This is a genomic window from Mesorhizobium sp. CNPSo 4689 (assembly GCF_057784325.1).
Genome location: NZ_JBWLUZ010000002.1, coordinates 197940 through 213665, shown reverse-complemented (window position 1 = coordinate 213665; position 15726 = coordinate 197940). Strand labels below are relative to the sequence as shown.

Here is a 15726-nt window from a genome sequence, read left to right as displayed (position 1 = left end):
GTGTTATCCAGCCTTCCCCTGGATCGCCCTGCCCCAGTCGAGCAGCGGCTTGGCGCGAATGGTGAAATCGACGAGGTCGTCGACCAGGGCCGGCGTATGGATCGTTGCGGGATCGAAATTGTGCCGGACGGCGAAATGCCGGTTGCGGATCGCCTGGGCAAGGTCGGCGTCCGTGACATCCTCGAAACCGCGCGGCGCACGCTTCAGGCATCCCTCGGTGTCGAGTTCGAGACCAGCTTTCTTCAGCGCCGCCACCAGGGCGCGGAAGGCGACCGGCTTCGTCATGATGGCTTTGCGCATCGCCTGAAGCAGTTCCGAGCCCGGCTGCCACCAGGCAACGCCGGCAAAGCAGCGGTCGACCCCGATGTAAACGAAGAACACGCCCTGCTCCATCTTGGTGCCGTCGGGTGACAGGATCGCGGAAAGGTGCTGGTTGTAAGGCCGCTTGTCCTTGGAAAAACGCACATCGCGGTTGATCCGGAACAGCGATTTCTTGCGGTCGCCGCGCAGGCCGAGGCCCGCCGCCTGGAAACGTTCGGAGAGCGTTTCGACGAGATCGCAGAACGGCTCGTGCAGCTCGCTTTCGTAAAGCGCCCGGTTCTCCTGGAACCATTCCCGGCTCTGGTGGAAATCGAGAGCCTTCAGGAATGGAATGGCCTTCTGCCCGAACCCTTTGAACACGCCGGCCATCAGCCGCCCCTGCCGATCCGCTGCAACCAAGTGTCTTCGTCGATCACCTCGATGCCGAGATCGGTGGCAACCTTCAGCTTGGAGCCGGCGCCTGGCCCCGCCACCACCAGGTCGGTCTTCGCGGAAACCGAGCCCGCGACCTTGGCACCCAGACGTTCGGCCATCGCCTTGGCTTCGGAGCGCGTCACCTTTTCCAGCGTGCCGGTGAACACGATCGTCTTGCCGGCGACCTCGCCGCCGGCCGAGACATCCACAAGGTACGGCTTCGGCTTGACCTGCTTGAGCAGTGCATCAAGCACATCGTCGTTGCGTTCATTGCCGAAGAAATCGCGGAGCGCGCCGATCACCGTGTCGCCGATGCCGTTGATCGATGGGAAAACGCTGTGCGGATCGGCCGCCGCCGCGGTCTCCTTGCCGATGCGGATCAGCTCCTCGATGGTCGAGAAGGTCCGGGCAAGCACAGCGGCCGTCGTATCGCCGATGTGGCGGATGCCCAGCGCAAAGATGAAACGATCGAGCTCCGGCTCGCGGCGGGAGTCGATGGCTGCAAAAAGCTTGTCGAGGCCTTCATAGTTGCGGTCCTCGACACTGCGCACGTTCTTGCGCGTCTTGCCCGACGCGGCCTCGCGCTGCCTGGCCTGCTCCTCACGCCGCTCGGCCAGCGCCTTGGTGACGGCGGGACGGCGATCCTTGAGCGTGAAGATATCGGCGGCTGTCTTGATCAGTCCCGCGTTGAAGAAGGTGTCGATGTTCTCGGCGCCCAGCCCTTCTATGTCCAGGGCGCCGCGTGACACGAAGTGGCGCAATCCTTCCACCGCCTGCGCGGCGCAGATCAGTTCGCCGGTGCAGCGCCGGCGCGAATCCTCCTTGCCGGTCTTCTCGTTGATCTCGCGCGTCGCGGGCGAGCCGCAGATCGGACAGCTATGCGGGAATTCGTAAGGCGCGGCATCGGACGGACGCTTTTCGATGACGACGCTGACGATCTGCGGAATGACGTCCCCCGCCCGCTGGATCACGACCGTGTCACCTATGCGTATGTCGATGCCGTCGCGGATCGGCTGGCCGGTGTTGTCCAGACCCTTGATGTAGTCCTCATTGTGAAGCGTGACGTTTTCGACCACCACGCCGCCAACCGTGACGGGGGCAAGCCGTGCAACCGGCGCCAGCGTGCCGGTGCGGCCGACCTGGATGTCGATCTTCTGCACGGTCGTCATCGCCTGTTCGGCCGGAAATTTGTGAGCGACGGCCCAGCGCGGTTCGCCGGTGACAAAGCCCCATCTGCGCTGCAGCTCCAGCTGGTCGACCTTGTAGACGACGCCGTCTATGTCATAGCCGAGCGATGAGCGCTGCTCCTCGATCAGATGATAGTGCGCGACCAGTTCCTCTACCGATTTCGCCCGCACCATCAGCGGACTGATCTTGAAGCCCCAATCAGCGAACTTTTGCACCGACTCATACTGGGTCGGTGCGGGATCCTCCGACGTATAACCCCAGGCATAGGCGAAGAATTTGAGGTTGCGGCTGGCGGTGACCGATGGATCCTTCTGACGCAGCGACCCGGCCGCCGTGTTGCGCGGATTGACATAGTCCTGACCGCCGGCCGCAGCCGAGCGTTGCTTCAGCGCCTCGAATTCCGCATAGGTCATGTAGACCTCGCCACGTATTTCGATCGTGTCAGGCCAGCCTGAGCCCTTCAGCGTCTTCGGGATGTCGGCGATCGTCTTGAGATTGGCGGTGATGTCCTCGCCGACGGCGCCGTCGCCGCGCGTTGCGCCCTGCACGAACACGCCGCCTTCATAACGCAGCGAAGCCGACAGCCCGTCGATCTTCGGTTCGGCCGTGAAGGCGATGTCCAGATCCTTGTCGCGGTCGAAGAACCGCCGGCCGCGTTCGATGAAGTCGGTGACGTCCTCGTCTGTGTACGCCTTTGCGAGGCTGAGCATCGGCACCGCATGGCGCACCTTGGCAAAGCCTTCCGCCGGCGGCGCGCCGACCCGGCGCGACGGCGAATCCTCGCGGACCAGGCCGGGGAACCGTTCCTCGATGGCAAGGTTGCGCCGCGCCAGCGCGTCATATTCCGCGTCCGAGATCGTCGGCGCATCCTCGGTATGGTAGCGCCGGTCGTGCTCGGCAATCTCCGCCGCCAGCCGCTCCAGCTCGCTGGCTGCCTCGCTTTCGCTGAGCGAATCGACAGGTTTTTCCGACATGCTTTTCTTCCCTGAACGTGGCGCGACACCTTAGAACAGGATTCTCCCATGAGGGAGAGACCAGGCATGGGAAAATCATTCCTGAACAGCGGGATGGAGCCATATCCTGACTCTGTCCGAAAGACAGTGCTTTCGGCGTCGGACAGCGTGCAGCTAAGCCGCGGCCGTATTCTCGCGCAGCAGCCGCTCGGCCGCGGCGCGGGCCTCGTCGGTGATGGTGGCGCCGGCCAGCATGCGTGCGATCTCCTCCTGGCGCGCCGCCCGGTCCATCTCGGCGATCCCCGTGGCAACCTTGTCGGTGCCGCCGGATTTGGAGATCAGGAAATGCGTCCCCGCGCGCGCCGCCACTTGCGGCGCATGGGTCACGGAAAGCACCTGAACGCGCGTCGACAGCCGCGCCAGCCGCTGGCCGATGGCGTCCGCCACGGCGCCGCCGACCCCGGTATCGATCTCGTCGAAGACCAGCGTCGGCGCCGAGTCGCGGTCGGCCAGCGCCACTTTCAGTGCCAGCAGGAAACGCGAAAGCTCGCCGCCGGAAGCAACCTTCATCATCGGCCCCGACCTCGTGCCGGGATTGGTGCGCACCCAGAACTCGACCTGGTCGATGCCCTCTTCCATCCGGCTTTCGGCGTCGCTGGTCATCGAAACGATGAACTCGGCCCGTTCGAGCTTCAGCGCCGGCAATTCAGCCATCACGGCTCTGGTGAGCCCTATCGCCGCAGCACGGCGAAGCGACGACAGCTGTGCGGCGGAAATATCGTAGGCCTCTCGTGCGGCGGCGGCCTGCTTCTCCAGTCCGTGCAGGCGCTCTTCACCGGCATCGAGATCGGCGAGGTCGGCGGCCATCGTGTCGCGCAATTGCGCCAGATCGTCGACCGCCACGCTGTGCTTGCGCGAGGCGGCGCGCAGCGCAAACAGCCGCTCTTCCGCCTTCTCCAGCCGCTGCGGGTCATACTCAGTGGCGCGCAGTGCTGCCTCGACACCCGACTGCGCTGCGTCAAGCGACAGCATTGCCTCGTCGAGCGAATTGACCACATCGTCGAGCAGACCGGGCGCTTCCGTAACCTTGCGCTGCAGCCGCCGCAAAAGGCTCGCCAGTTGGGGCAAGGGCGAGGATGGCCCCGACAGCACGTCCTGCGCATCATGGATTTCCGAGGCGATCTTCTCCGCCCGCATCATCGTGGCGCGCAGCTCCGCGAGCTGCGTCTCTTCGCCGGGTTGGGGATCGAGCTTCGCCAGCTCCGCTACCGAGGCGCGCAGATAGTCTGCTTCGCGTGCCGCCGCCTCGACCTTGGCGCGGTGTTTGGCAAAGTCCTGCTCGCAGCTTCGCCAGTACCGCCACGCCTCGCCTGTCGCGCGGGCAGCGCCGAGATGGCCGCCGAAACTGTCCAGCAAGTCGCGATGCGCGCCCGGATCGACCAGCGCCCGCTCGTCATGCTGGCCGTGGATCTCGACCAGCGCATGGCCGATGTCGCGCATCAGGGTGACGCTGGACGGCTGGTCATTGACGAAGACGCGCGTACGGCCATCGGCCGTCTGCACCCGGCGCAGGATGATGTCGCCGTCGTCCTCGATGGCGTTTTCGGCGAGCAGCGCCCGGGCCGGATGATTGCGCGGCACGTCGAACACCGCGATGACCTGGCCCTGTGCCGCGCCGTGGCGGACCAGCGAAGCGTCGCCGCGGGCGCCGAGCGCCAGCGACAACGCGTCAAGCAGGATGGATTTTCCGGCGCCGGTTTCGCCCGTCAGCACGGAGAGGCCGGGCAAGAAGTCGATGTCCAGCTTCTCGATCAGAACGATATCGCGGATCGACAGCCTGGAAAGCATCAGGCGCCGGTGATCAGCTTCCCGGCCTTGGAGATCCACGACCCGGCATTCTCACGCGGCTGAAGCCCGTTGCTCTGCAGGAGCTTGTAGGAATCCTTGTACCACTGGCTGTCGGGATAGTTGGTGCCTAGCACTGCCGCCGCGGTCTGCGCTTCCGACGTCAGCCCCATCGCATAGTAGCTCTCGGTCAGACGGGCCAACGCTTCCTCGACATGGCGGGTGTTGGAATAGTTCTCGACCACATTGCGGAACCGCTTGACGGCGGCGATGTATTCGCGGCGCTCGAGATAGTAGCGGCCGATCTGCATCTCCTTGCCGGCCAGCTGGTCGGTGGCGAAGCGGATCTTCTCCTTGGCGTCGTCGATATATTCGGACGTCGGCCAGCGCGTCACCAGATCCTGCATGGTCTGCACGGTCTGGCGCGCTTCCTTCTGATCCTGGGTGACGTCCTTGATCTGCCGGTAGTAGCTCAGGCCGATGATGTACTGCGCGTAAGCCGCATCGTCGGTCGACGGATAAAGCGTCAGATAGCGCTTGGCCGAGCCGATCGCCTCGTCATAATGGCCTGCGCGGTAATCGGCAAAGGCGCCCATCACCATCGATTTGCGGGCGAATTCCGAATAGGGATGCTGGCGGTCGACGGCGTCGAACTTCTTGCTCGCCTCGTCCAGACGGCCGGCGTTCAGATTGGCCAGGCCCTGATTGTACAGAACGTCGGCCGGTTCGGTCTGGTCGACATAGGTCGACAGGTCGACATCTTTCTCGGACGACATGCAGGCCGACAGGAAGAGCGATGGGACAACCACCGAAAGCGCCAGGAAAACAGCCCTATGCGGCGCTTTCGATTGACCAACTCGCTTGAAGAACATGATTGGATTCCGCCCTTTCGGCGTCATTTCAGTCGTCATTTCGGGTCTGGGGCAGCAGCCATAAACCATAACCGCCTTGCCCGGCAACGCTATCTCCGGCCAATCGCACATTTTTGTGGCGGTTTGGCGGTAGCCCCGTGATCGTATGATTTCACCAACCCGTGATGCATCCATGCAACACAGGCCGGCCGCCAGCAAGCCAGAAAATCGTTAAGAATCAGATCATCCAGGGCGCATAGACGGGCGCGCTGACGGCGCTCATCTCAGCGCTCCGACCGCGTTCGCGGCGTGTCGTCTCGACGATCTCGAACGCCGAACGGTCGGACAAAAGCCGCCGCAACGCCGCCGCATTCATCCTGTGGCCGCCGCGATAGGAGCGGAAGCAGCCGATGAAGCGGGCGCCGGCCAGCGCCAGGTCGCCCATTGCGTCCAGCGTCTTGTGGCGCGCGAACTCATTGGGATAGCGCAAGCCGCCCATGTTGATGACGCGGTTGTCGTCGCCGATCACCAGCGAGTTCTCCAGCGACGAGCCGAGCGCGTAGCCGGCCGCCCACAGCCGCTCGACATCCTTCATGAAACCGAAGGTGCGGGCGCGCGCGATGTCGCGGCGGAAAATGTCGGCATTGATGTCGGACGCGAACAGCTGGCGGCCAATCGCCGGGCTTTCGAAATCGATCTCGATCTCGAAGCGGGTGCCGTCATAGGGCCGGAATTCCGCCCAGGACGCCCCGTTCTCGATGCGAACCGGCTTGACCACCCTTATGTAGCGGCGCTTGACCGGCAGCGTCTCGACGCCGGCCTGGTCGAAGGCTTCCACGAACGCGATCGCGCTGCCGTCCAGGATCGGGACTTCGGGGCCGTCGATCTCGATGATGAGATTGTCGAGGCCAAGGCCGAAGACCGTGGCCATCAGGTGCTCGACGGTGCCGATGTGCTCGCCCGCCGGGTCACCCAGCATGGTGCAGAGATCGGTCGCGCCGACTTCGGAGACAAGGGCGCGGAACTCGCGGCTGTCGCCGCCATTTGTAAGCTGGAAGAGGATGCCGGTGTCGGCGTCCGCGGGCAGGAAATGAACGGTAACGGGCTTGCCGCTGTGAACGCCGGTACCCGTCAGCGTTGCACGCGATTTAAGTGTCGTCTGATAGTCTTGCAAGACAAACCCCATAAGCCCAAACTGCCATAGTCCGCTTCTTCAGCCCTGAGGGCGCGCGGCTCTTGAATTGATCGGCAGGCAGGGCCAACTCCCCGAATCCCGGCAAACCGAAGGTAATCCGGGCGAAGATAGTGGTCCGGCTGGGAGACTCCAAATCACGGTTTCTTTCCTGCTGTAACCGCGACCTGGAGCGAGACACCTCTCGTAACACTCTGTTTTACAACTTCTTTTTGCGTTAACAGGCAAACAATCGCTTGTCTGCCTGTTAACAATTGTTACGGACCGTTAACAGGTCAGTTGGCCTGGCGGCGCAGGAAAGCGGGAATCTCCAGCTGGTCGTCTTCCTGCACAGCCCGGCTCTGCGGCGTCAGCCGGCCCTGATCGTCCAGCTGCCCGCGACGCGGCGCGTAGAGCTGCGGATCCTGGCTGGCAAGACGGCGCACTTCCGGTGCCGCCTGGCGCAGTTTGGGTTCGCGCGGCTGCGCCGGCTGCAACCGTGCAGGCTCTTCCTCACGACGCGTCAGCCCGTTGGTCAGACGCTTGAGCAGACCCATCGGTCCGCCGTTCTCATGGTGGTCGGCCGGGCGGCTCTTGGCTTCCACTTCCGCCTTCACCACCGGCGGAAAGTCCTCGACGCGCGGCATGCGCTGCGGTGCGGCGGCGACCGGCTGCGGCATTTCCCGCAGCGGTGCGGGCTGCACGACCTGCTGCTGAACCACCGGCTGCGGCTGGGCAGGCGGCGCCTGGAAGATCTTGCTCTGCGGGCGGAACTCTTCCGCATGGGCAGCCGGACGCGGCTGCGCCATGGCGGCCGCATTGGCCTCGGCAAGCTGGATGGCCTCGGCAACCGGATCCACTGCGCGCGGCTCGTAGGCCGCCTGCTGGACAGGTGCCGGACGGCTTTCCGCGATCGCGGCTGCCGGGCGGCTGACCGGCTTTTGCGGCGCGGCGCGGATCGAGATCGGAGCCGCGGCGATTTCGGCCGCCGACTTGTCGATGCCGGTGGCGACCACAGAGACGCGGATCACGCCTTCGAGCTCTTCGTCGAACGTGGCGCCCAGGATGATGTTGGCGTCCTGGTCGACCTCTTCGCGGATGCGGGTCGCGGCCTCGTCGACCTCGAACAGCGTCAGGTCGCGGCCGCCGGTGATCGAGATCAGCAGGCCCTTGGCGCCCTTCATCGAGGTCTCGTCGAGCAGCGGGTTGGCGATCGCCGCCTCGGCGGCGGCCATGGCGCGCCCCTCGCCCGAAGCTTCGCCCGTGCCCATCATTGCCTTGCCCATCTCGCGCATCACCGAACGGACGTCGGCGAAGTCGAGATTGATCAGGCCTTCCTTGACCATCAGGTCGGTGATGCAGGCGACGCCGGAGTAGAGCACCTGGTCGGCCATGGCGAACGCATCGGCGAAGGTGGTCTTGTCATTGGCCAGCCGGAACAGGTTCTGGTTGGGGATGACGATCAGCGTATCGACGCATTTCTGCAGTTCCTCGATGCCCAGGTCGGCCGTCTTCATGCGGCGCTGGCCTTCGAAATGGAACGGCTTGGTGACGACGCCGACGGTGAGGATCCCCTTCTCACGCGCGGCCCGCGCCACCACCGGCGCAGCACCCGTGCCGGTGCCGCCGCCCATGCCGGCGGTGACGAAGCACATATGGGTGTTGGAGAGATGATCGATGATCTCGTCGATGCATTCCTCAGCCGCCGCGCGCCCGACTTCCGGCTGCGATCCGGCACCGAGCCCCTCGGTGACATGCGCGCCGAGCTGGATCAGCCGCTCAGCCTTCGACATGGTCAGTGCCTGGGCGTCCGTGTTGGCCACCACGAATTCGACACCGCGCAAGCCGGCGGTGATCATGTTGTTGACGGCATTGCCGCCGCCGCCGCCGACACCGAACACGGTGATGCGTGGCTTCAGCTCGGTGATGTCCGGCTTTTGCAGATTGATCGTCATTGTCTCCGTCCTTTGCCTTTCCCGCCGCTTCGCCGCTGCGGCCGCCTATGGGGCTGTCCCCGTCAATTTAGAAACTGTCTCTCAACCACTGACTCATGCGATGCAGTTTTCCGCCCGTTCCGGTCATCCTGAGACCGGAAATTCCTTTCGCCGGATGGCTCTCGAAGCTCGCCATCTGCGGATAGATCAGCAGCCCGACCGGGGTCGAGAATGCCGGCCCCTTGGCCGCTTCCGGCAGGCCCGCCACACCGAGCGGGCGGCCGATGCGCACATTGCGCCCGAGAATGCGGCGCGCCGCTTCCGGCAGGCCGGAAAGCTGGCTGGCGCCGCCGGTGAGCACGACACGCTTGCCGACGGCGTTGCCGTAGCCGGACTTGTTCAGCCGGTCGCGCAAAAGCTCGAGCGTTTCGTCGATGCGGGCGCGGATGATGCGCGTCATCATCGAGCGCGGCACCTGCAGCGGTATCTCGCCCTCTTCGCCGATCGGCTGGATCGAAACCAGGTCGCGGTCGTCGGCGCTGCCGGGCAACGCCGAGCCATGCATCACCTTGAGCCGCTCGGCCGCGTCGAGCGAGGTCGACAGGCCCTTGGCCATATCCAGCGTCACATGGTTGCCGCCGATGGCGATGGCGTCGCCATGGACGAACTTGCCTTCCGAGAACACCGAGATTGTCGTCGTGCCGCCCCCCATGTCGATGCAGGCCGCGCCCATTTCGAGCTCGTCGTCGACCAAGGCGGCAAGCCCGCTGGCATAGGGCGTCGCCACCATGCGCTCGACCGACAGATGCGAGCGGTTGATACAGAGCTCCAGATTGCGCAGCGGCGCCGCATCGCCGGTCAGCACATGCATGTCGACGCCGAGCGATTCACCGACCATGCCGCGCGGATCGCGCACGCCGCGCTCGGAATCCAGCGAGAAGCCGACGGGAAGCGAATGGATCACCTCGCGCTCGGCCTTGAGCGCCTGCTTGGCGCCGGCGGCCAGCACCCGCTTGATGTCGGCCTCGTCGGCCTGGTGGCCGCCAAGGTTGATGGTGGCCGAGTAGGCTTCGCTCTTTAGCCGGCCGGCCGTCATGTTGACGATCAGCGAATCCACCGTCAGCCCCGCCATGCGCTCGGCGGCGTCGACGGCGAGGCGGATGGCGTGCTCGGCGCGATCGAGATCGACGACGACGCCCGACTTCACGCCTTGCGATTTCTGGTGGCCGATGCCGATCACCTGGATGCGATGCGAGCGTCCGCGCAACAGCTTGCCGTCGTCGCGCGGCTTCAGCTTGGCCACCACGCAGCAAACCTTGCTCGAACCGACATCCAGCACCGTCAATGTGCCGGAGCGGCGCGAGGAGGCATCACCGTTGCCGCCAAGCCAGCTCATATCTTCGTCTCCGGCTTGCGCTTCAGCTTCTGCGGCTTTTCGTTCAGCGCCGCCTCGCGCTGCGTCGCCGCTTCCGGCGTCAACTGCACGACCAGGCGGTCGGACAAGCGCATGTCGACGGCGGCGATGTCGCGCGTCAAAAGCCCGTTGTCATGATCCATCCTGACCAGGTCGGCGATCGCCTGATCCTCACCATCCTCCGGCAGCTTGATCGTGATGCCGTTCTCGAGCTTCAGGTCCCAGCGCCGTTCGCCAATGCGGATATAGCCTTTGACCCGCGCCGCCAGCTCCGGATATTTCTTGATCTTGGCGAGAAAATCCGGGGCCTTAGCCGGCGCGCCGGTGCCGATGATCAGCGGCAGCAAGGCCTGCTTGCCACCAGAGAACGGCGCGATCACCTCGCCGGACCGCTCGATCACCGAAAGCGTATTGCCCTGCTGCCAGAGCGCGAAAGGCTCACGCTCCTCGACACGCACTTCCAGCGTATGCGGATAGACCTTGCGTACCGCGGCGACCTCGACCCAGGGCAGTGTCGCGATCCGCTCGCGCGCGGCTTCGGCGTCGAAGCCGATCAGCGAGGTCCAGCCGTCGAGCTGAAGCCGGTCCAGTATGTCGATCTCGGAGGTTTCGCGATTACCGACCACCTTGATCTGGTCGACGGCGAAGCCCGTGCGGGCAGTGATGCCCTGGACGATGCTGTCTGTGTAGCCGCCAAGATAGGAGCCATAGGCGCTACCCGATCCGATGAGGACCGCCGACAGGATGGCGGCGGAGAAAGGCGGCGCGGTGAACTCACCCTCGCCCAGGCGCGCAAGTACGCGCACCGGCCGGCGAAGCAGCCGCGGCAGCACGAAATGGTCGAAAGACAGCGGCACGCCGAACAGCGTCGGCCCAGCCGCGCCCGTCCCCTTGCCCTGGCCCCATTTCAACGCAGACACGAAGCGTCCTCCACCATCCAACTCAACAAATCGCCGAACGAATGTCCCGCATGCGCGGCGATTTCGGGCACCAGAGACGTCGGCGTCATGCCCGGCTGGGTGTTGACCTCGAGCCAGACAACCTCGCCGTTCTCGGAGTGACGGTCGTCGTAACGGAAGTCCGACCGGGAGACGCCCCGGCAACCGATAGCTTGGTGAGCCTTGAGCGCCAGTGTCTGTATTTTTTGGTAAATATTCGGTGAAATTTTAGCAGGGGTTTCGTGTTTTGATCCGCCCGCGACGTATTTTGAATCATAGTCGTAGAAGGAATGGCCGGTCGGGATGATCTCGCAGACGCCGAGCGCCACGTCACCCATCACCGCGCAGGTCAGCTCGCGCCCATGCACATAGCGCTCGACCATGACGGTATCGCCGTATTTCCATTCCGACGAGCCGATGACCTGCGGCGGATGCGACTGCCCCTCATGCACGATGACGACGCCGAAGCTCGATCCTTCATTGACCGGCTTGACCACATAGGGCGGCTTCATCGGATGCTTGTTCTGGATGGCGAAGCGGCTGGTCACCTTCGATTCCGCCACCGGAACGCCGACCGCCTTGGCGACCTTCTTGGCCAGCTCCTTGTTCATGGCAAGCGCCGAGGCGAGCACGCCGGAATGGGTGTAGGGAATGGCCAGATATTCGAGGATGCCCTGGATGGTACCATCCTCGCCGAATGGACCATGCAGCGCGTTGAAGACGACGTCAGGCTTGAGCTCAGCAAGCACGGCGCCGACATCGCGCGCGACATCGACGCGGGTGACCTGGTAACCTTCCTTCTCAAGCGCATCGGCACACGCTTTCCCCGAGGACAGAGACACGGGCCGCTCCGACGAGAATCCACCCAGGAGGACGGCCACATGCTTACTTTTCATTTCCCGTCATCCCCTCTCACGGCGGGTCCGCAACCAATGTTTCCGCAACATTGAGTCCGAGTCTCCCGGCAGGTTGCCCCCCAGACGGAAAACGCGGGTGACGCGTCGAACGACTCAAATCAGGAAACGCTTTAGGGCAGAGAATCAGAGAGTTGATTCGCTGGCAAGTGCTTATGAATCCGACAGATTCACTTTCCGCGAAAACAGCTACGAAAACTGTGTTGTGAGTCTTTGGAGCAACGGTCGCGCGGGTATTTCGGGCCGCATGAAGTTAATGCATCACATGAACTTCAGCGCGCGCTAATACGCCTTAAAGCAGCTGCCCGAGAAATTCCTGCACGGCATGGCCCTGCCGGAAATCGCCGAGGCGCTTGATTTCCCATTGCAGCCGGATGCCCGAATGTTCAAGCACCCGTGCCCGCACCGTCTCGCCGAGATATTCGAGGTCATAGCCGGTCGCGGTTCCCGTGTTGATCATGAAGTTGCAGTGCATCGGCGACATCTGCGCGCCGCCGATCATCAGCCCGCGGCAGCCGGCCTTGTCGATCTCCTTCCAGGCCGAAGTGCCCTCCGGATTCTTGAAGGTCGAGCCGCCGGTCTTCTCGCGGATCGGCTGCACCGTCTCGCGATGGTTCTGCACGGCATCCATCGCTGCCTTGATCTCAGCCTGGTCCTGCAAGGTTCCTTCGAAAGTCGCCGAAGTGAAGATCAGCCCCGAAGGCGCCGACGAATGGCGGTAGGCATAACCCATATCGGCATTGCTCAGCGTATGGACATTGCCCTTGCGGTCGAGCGCCCGCACCTCGACGACGCGCTCGCGTGTCTCGACGCCATTGGCGCCTGCGTTCATCCTGAGCGCGCCGCCTACGGCGCCGGGAATGCCGTGGTAGAAATGAAAGCCGCCAATGCCCGCCTCGTAGGCGACGGCCGCGACCCGCTTGTCCGGCGTCGCCGCACCCGCCTTGATAGACGTTGGCCCGATGACTTCAGCCTCGCCGAAGCCTTTCGCCGAAAGACGGACGACGATGCCGGCAATGCCGCCGTCGCGCACCAGGAGGTTCGAACCGACGCCGACCACCATCAGCGGTACGTCTTCGGGAACCGCCCGCAGGAATTCAGCGAGATCCTCCTCGTCGGCCGGCTGGAACAGGGCTTCAGCAAGCCCGCCGGCGCGGAACCAGGTGATCTTGTCCATTTCGGCATTGGGCGTGATGCGGCCGCGCAGGCGGGCAAGCCGGTCGCCAAGCTTGTCGATCAACGCCTGGCCGCGCATCATGAGATTGTCCCGCCAAGTTCCTTGGGCAACGTATAGGCCCATTGGGTGATATTGCCGGCGCCGAGGAAGACGACGAAGTCGCCCGGCTTGGCCAGATCGCGGATGATAGGCGCAATCGCGGCAGGGCCCTCGATGTAGCGCGCGTCGCGATGGCCGCCGGCGCGAATGCGCGACACCAGCGCGTCCGACGTCACGCCGTCGATCGGCTCCTCGCCCGCCGCATAGACGGGCGCCACCATGACCGTATCGGCATCGTTGAAGCAGACCGAGAATTCGTTGAACAGATCGTGCAGCCTGGTGAAGCGATGTGGCTGCGCAATGGCGATGACGCGGCCAGCGGTGGCGCTGCGTGCGGCCTTCAGCACCGCGGTGATCTCGACCGGGTGGTGGCCGTAGTCGTCGAATATGTCGACGCCATTCCACGAGCCGGTATGGGTGAAGCGCCGCTTGACGCCGGCGAAGGACGACAGGCCCTTCTTGATCGCCTCGGCCGACAGGCCGAGCTCATGCGCGACCGCGATCGCCGCCGTCGCGTTGGAAACATTGTGACGGCCGGGCATTGGCAGGCGCAGGCCTGATATCGTCATCTGGCCGCGGCCTTTGCGGTCGCGGATCACCACGTCGAACTCCGATATGGCGCCGGCCATGCGGTGGTTGGTGAAGCGAACGTCGGCCTGTGCGTTCTCGCCATAGGTGATGACGCGCCGGTCCTCGATGCTGCCGACCAGCGCCTGCACTTCCGGATGGTCGGTGCACATCACGCCGAAGCCGTAGAACGGCACGTTCTCGACGAACTGGCGAAACGCCTCGCGCACCTTGTCGAAACTGCCATAGTGGTCGAGATGTTCGGGATCGATATTGGTGACGACGGCAATCTCGGCCGGCAGCTTCAGGAAGGTGCCGTCGCTCTCGTCGGCCTCGACCACCATCCATTCGCCGTCACCCATGCGGGCGTTGGTACCGTACGCGTTGATGATGCCGCCATTGATCACTGTCGGGTCGAGCCCTCCGGCTTCGAGCAGCGTCGCCACCATCGAGGTCGTCGTCGTCTTGCCGTGGGTGCCGCCGATCGCCACCGCCTGGCGGAAGCGCATCAGTTCGGCCAGCATCTCGGCCCGCCGCACGACAGGCAGCAGCTTCTCGCGCGCCGCCTTCAGCTCCGGGTTGGATTTCTTGATCGCGGTCGAGACGACCACCACTTCGGCGTCGCCGAGGTTTTCTTCCCTGTGGCCGACGAAGCACTCGATGCCCTTGTCGCGCAGCCGCTGCACATTGGCGCTGTCTGCCTGATCGGAGCCCTGCACCCTGTAGCCGAGATTATGCAGCACCTCGGCGATGCCGCTCATGCCGATGCCGCCAATGCCGATGAAATGCACAAGGCCGATCGTCTGCGGCATCTTCATGCGTGCGTCTCCTTCCTGAAATCCGAAACGGTTTTCCTGGACGCAATAGCCTCTGTCAGATCGGCGAGCAACCGCGCCGCGTCCGGTTTTCCGGCCGATCTGGCGGCCGCGGCCATGGCCGTCAGCCTGTCGGGGTCGTCCATCAACCCGCCGATCAATGCCGCGATGCGCTCGGGCGAAAGCGTGGATTGAGGATGCACCTCGGCCCCGCCCGCCGCGGCGAGCGCTGCGGCATTGGCCGCCTGGTCGTGGTCGAGCGCGTGCGGATAGGGCACCAGCAGCGCCGGCCTGCCGATGACGGCGATTTCCGAGACCGTGGAGGCCCCCGAGCGTGACATCACCAGATGTGCCGCCGCCATCCGCGCCGCCATGTCGGTGAAGAAGGGCAAGACCTGCGCGTCGACGCCGAGAGCAGCGTAGGCCGACTTGACCCGCGCCACGTCCTCCGCGCGCGCCTGCTGGGTTATCACCAGGCGTTTGCGCTGAGGCTCCGTCAGCAACGCGATGGCCGCCGGCACCGCATCGGAGAAGAACTGCGCGCCCTGGCTGCCGCCGAACACCAGCAGCCGGAACGGCTGGTCCTCTGCCGAGGCCGCGTAGGGCGTCTTTGCCGCCTCCAGCACTTGCGGCCTGACCGGGTTGCCCGTGGTCACCGTCTTGGCGCCCGCGGCACTTTCATCCTCAGGCAGGAAGCCGCCGGCGATGGCGTCGACACGGGCTGCCAGCGCCCGGTTGGCGCGGCCCATCACCGCGTTCTGCTCGTGGATCAGCGTCGGAACCTTGCGCCTGGTCGCCGCATAGAGCGGCGGCAGCGTCGGATAGCCGCCAAAGCCGACGACGGCTTCCGGCTTGAACCGGGCGATGATGCCGGAAGCCTGCCGCACCCCACGCCAGATCTTCCAGAAGGCACCGATGACCGCGACGGGATTCTTCGATCCCAGGGTCGCCGATTGGATCGGATGGACGGCGCCTGGAAAATGGCTGGAAAACCGCTCGACACGGTGGTCGGTGGCCAGATGCACGGCCCAGCCGCGCTCGCTCAGCTCATGCGCCAACGCCTCGGCCGGGAACAGATGTCCGCCCGTGCCGCCAGCCGCCAGAAGGATCACACCCCTCGACATC

At 64.6% G+C, this 15726-nt stretch carries 12 protein-coding genes; all 12 read right to left on the bottom strand.

Going from position 1 to position 15726, the window contains the following annotated elements:
* Positions 1 to 3: 3 nt before the first annotated feature.
* A complete protein-coding gene (locus AC04SI_RS03810) occupies positions 4 to 690 on the bottom strand; it encodes a DUF2461 domain-containing protein (protein WP_404275492.1) in 687 nt (228 codons plus the stop codon).
* Complete coding sequence (ligA, locus tag AC04SI_RS03805) at positions 690 to 2897, bottom strand: NAD-dependent DNA ligase LigA (RefSeq protein WP_488473927.1); 2208 nt, start codon at positions 2895 to 2897, stop codon at positions 690 to 692. Before ligA ends, AC04SI_RS03810 begins: the two co-directional genes overlap by 1 nt.
* A gap of 153 nt (positions 2898 to 3050) precedes the next feature.
* Positions 3051 to 4724, bottom strand: a complete 1674-nt coding sequence (gene recN, locus AC04SI_RS03800) for a DNA repair protein RecN (RefSeq protein ID WP_488473926.1) — start codon at positions 4722 to 4724, stop codon at positions 3051 to 3053.
* The gene (locus tag AC04SI_RS03795; protein WP_404275487.1) at positions 4724 to 5593 is read right to left on the bottom strand and encodes an outer membrane protein assembly factor BamD; all 870 of its coding nucleotides are present in this window, start codon (positions 5591 to 5593) and stop codon (positions 4724 to 4726) included. Before AC04SI_RS03795 ends, recN begins: the two co-directional genes overlap by 1 nt.
* Before the next feature lie 217 nt (positions 5594 to 5810).
* Entirely contained in the window at positions 5811 to 6758 is a 948-nt protein-coding gene (gene lpxC, locus AC04SI_RS03790) for a UDP-3-O-acyl-N-acetylglucosamine deacetylase (protein WP_488473925.1), read from the bottom strand.
* A gap of 281 nt (positions 6759 to 7039) precedes the next feature.
* Entirely contained in the window at positions 7040 to 8698 is a 1659-nt protein-coding gene (gene ftsZ / locus AC04SI_RS03785) for a cell division protein FtsZ (RefSeq protein WP_404275483.1), read from the bottom strand.
* Between the two features lie 67 nt (positions 8699 to 8765).
* Positions 8766 to 10073 (bottom strand): cell division protein FtsA, encoded by a 1308-nt coding sequence (gene ftsA / locus AC04SI_RS03780; RefSeq protein ID WP_404275481.1) that lies wholly within the window; start codon positions 10071 to 10073, stop codon positions 8766 to 8768.
* Complete coding sequence (locus AC04SI_RS03775) at positions 10070 to 11011, bottom strand: cell division protein FtsQ/DivIB (RefSeq protein ID WP_404275479.1); 942 nt, start codon at positions 11009 to 11011, stop codon at positions 10070 to 10072. Before AC04SI_RS03775 ends, ftsA begins: the two co-directional genes overlap by 4 nt.
* The gene (locus AC04SI_RS03770) at positions 10999 to 11925 is read right to left on the bottom strand and encodes a D-alanine--D-alanine ligase (protein WP_192180849.1); all 927 of its coding nucleotides are present in this window, start codon (positions 11923 to 11925) and stop codon (positions 10999 to 11001) included. The genes AC04SI_RS03775 and AC04SI_RS03770 overlap by 13 nt, the downstream gene beginning before the upstream one ends.
* A gap of 310 nt (positions 11926 to 12235) precedes the next feature.
* A complete protein-coding gene (gene murB, locus AC04SI_RS03765; protein WP_404275476.1) occupies positions 12236 to 13201 on the bottom strand; it encodes a UDP-N-acetylmuramate dehydrogenase in 966 nt (321 codons plus the stop codon).
* Entirely contained in the window at positions 13198 to 14604 is a 1407-nt protein-coding gene (gene murC, locus AC04SI_RS03760; protein ID WP_404275474.1) for a UDP-N-acetylmuramate--L-alanine ligase, read from the bottom strand. Before murC ends, murB begins: the two co-directional genes overlap by 4 nt.
* Positions 14601 to 15725 (bottom strand): undecaprenyldiphospho-muramoylpentapeptide beta-N-acetylglucosaminyltransferase, encoded by a 1125-nt coding sequence (gene murG / locus AC04SI_RS03755; protein WP_404275472.1) that lies wholly within the window; start codon positions 15723 to 15725, stop codon positions 14601 to 14603. Before murG ends, murC begins: the two co-directional genes overlap by 4 nt.
* Between the last annotated feature and the right edge of the window lies 1 nt (position 15726).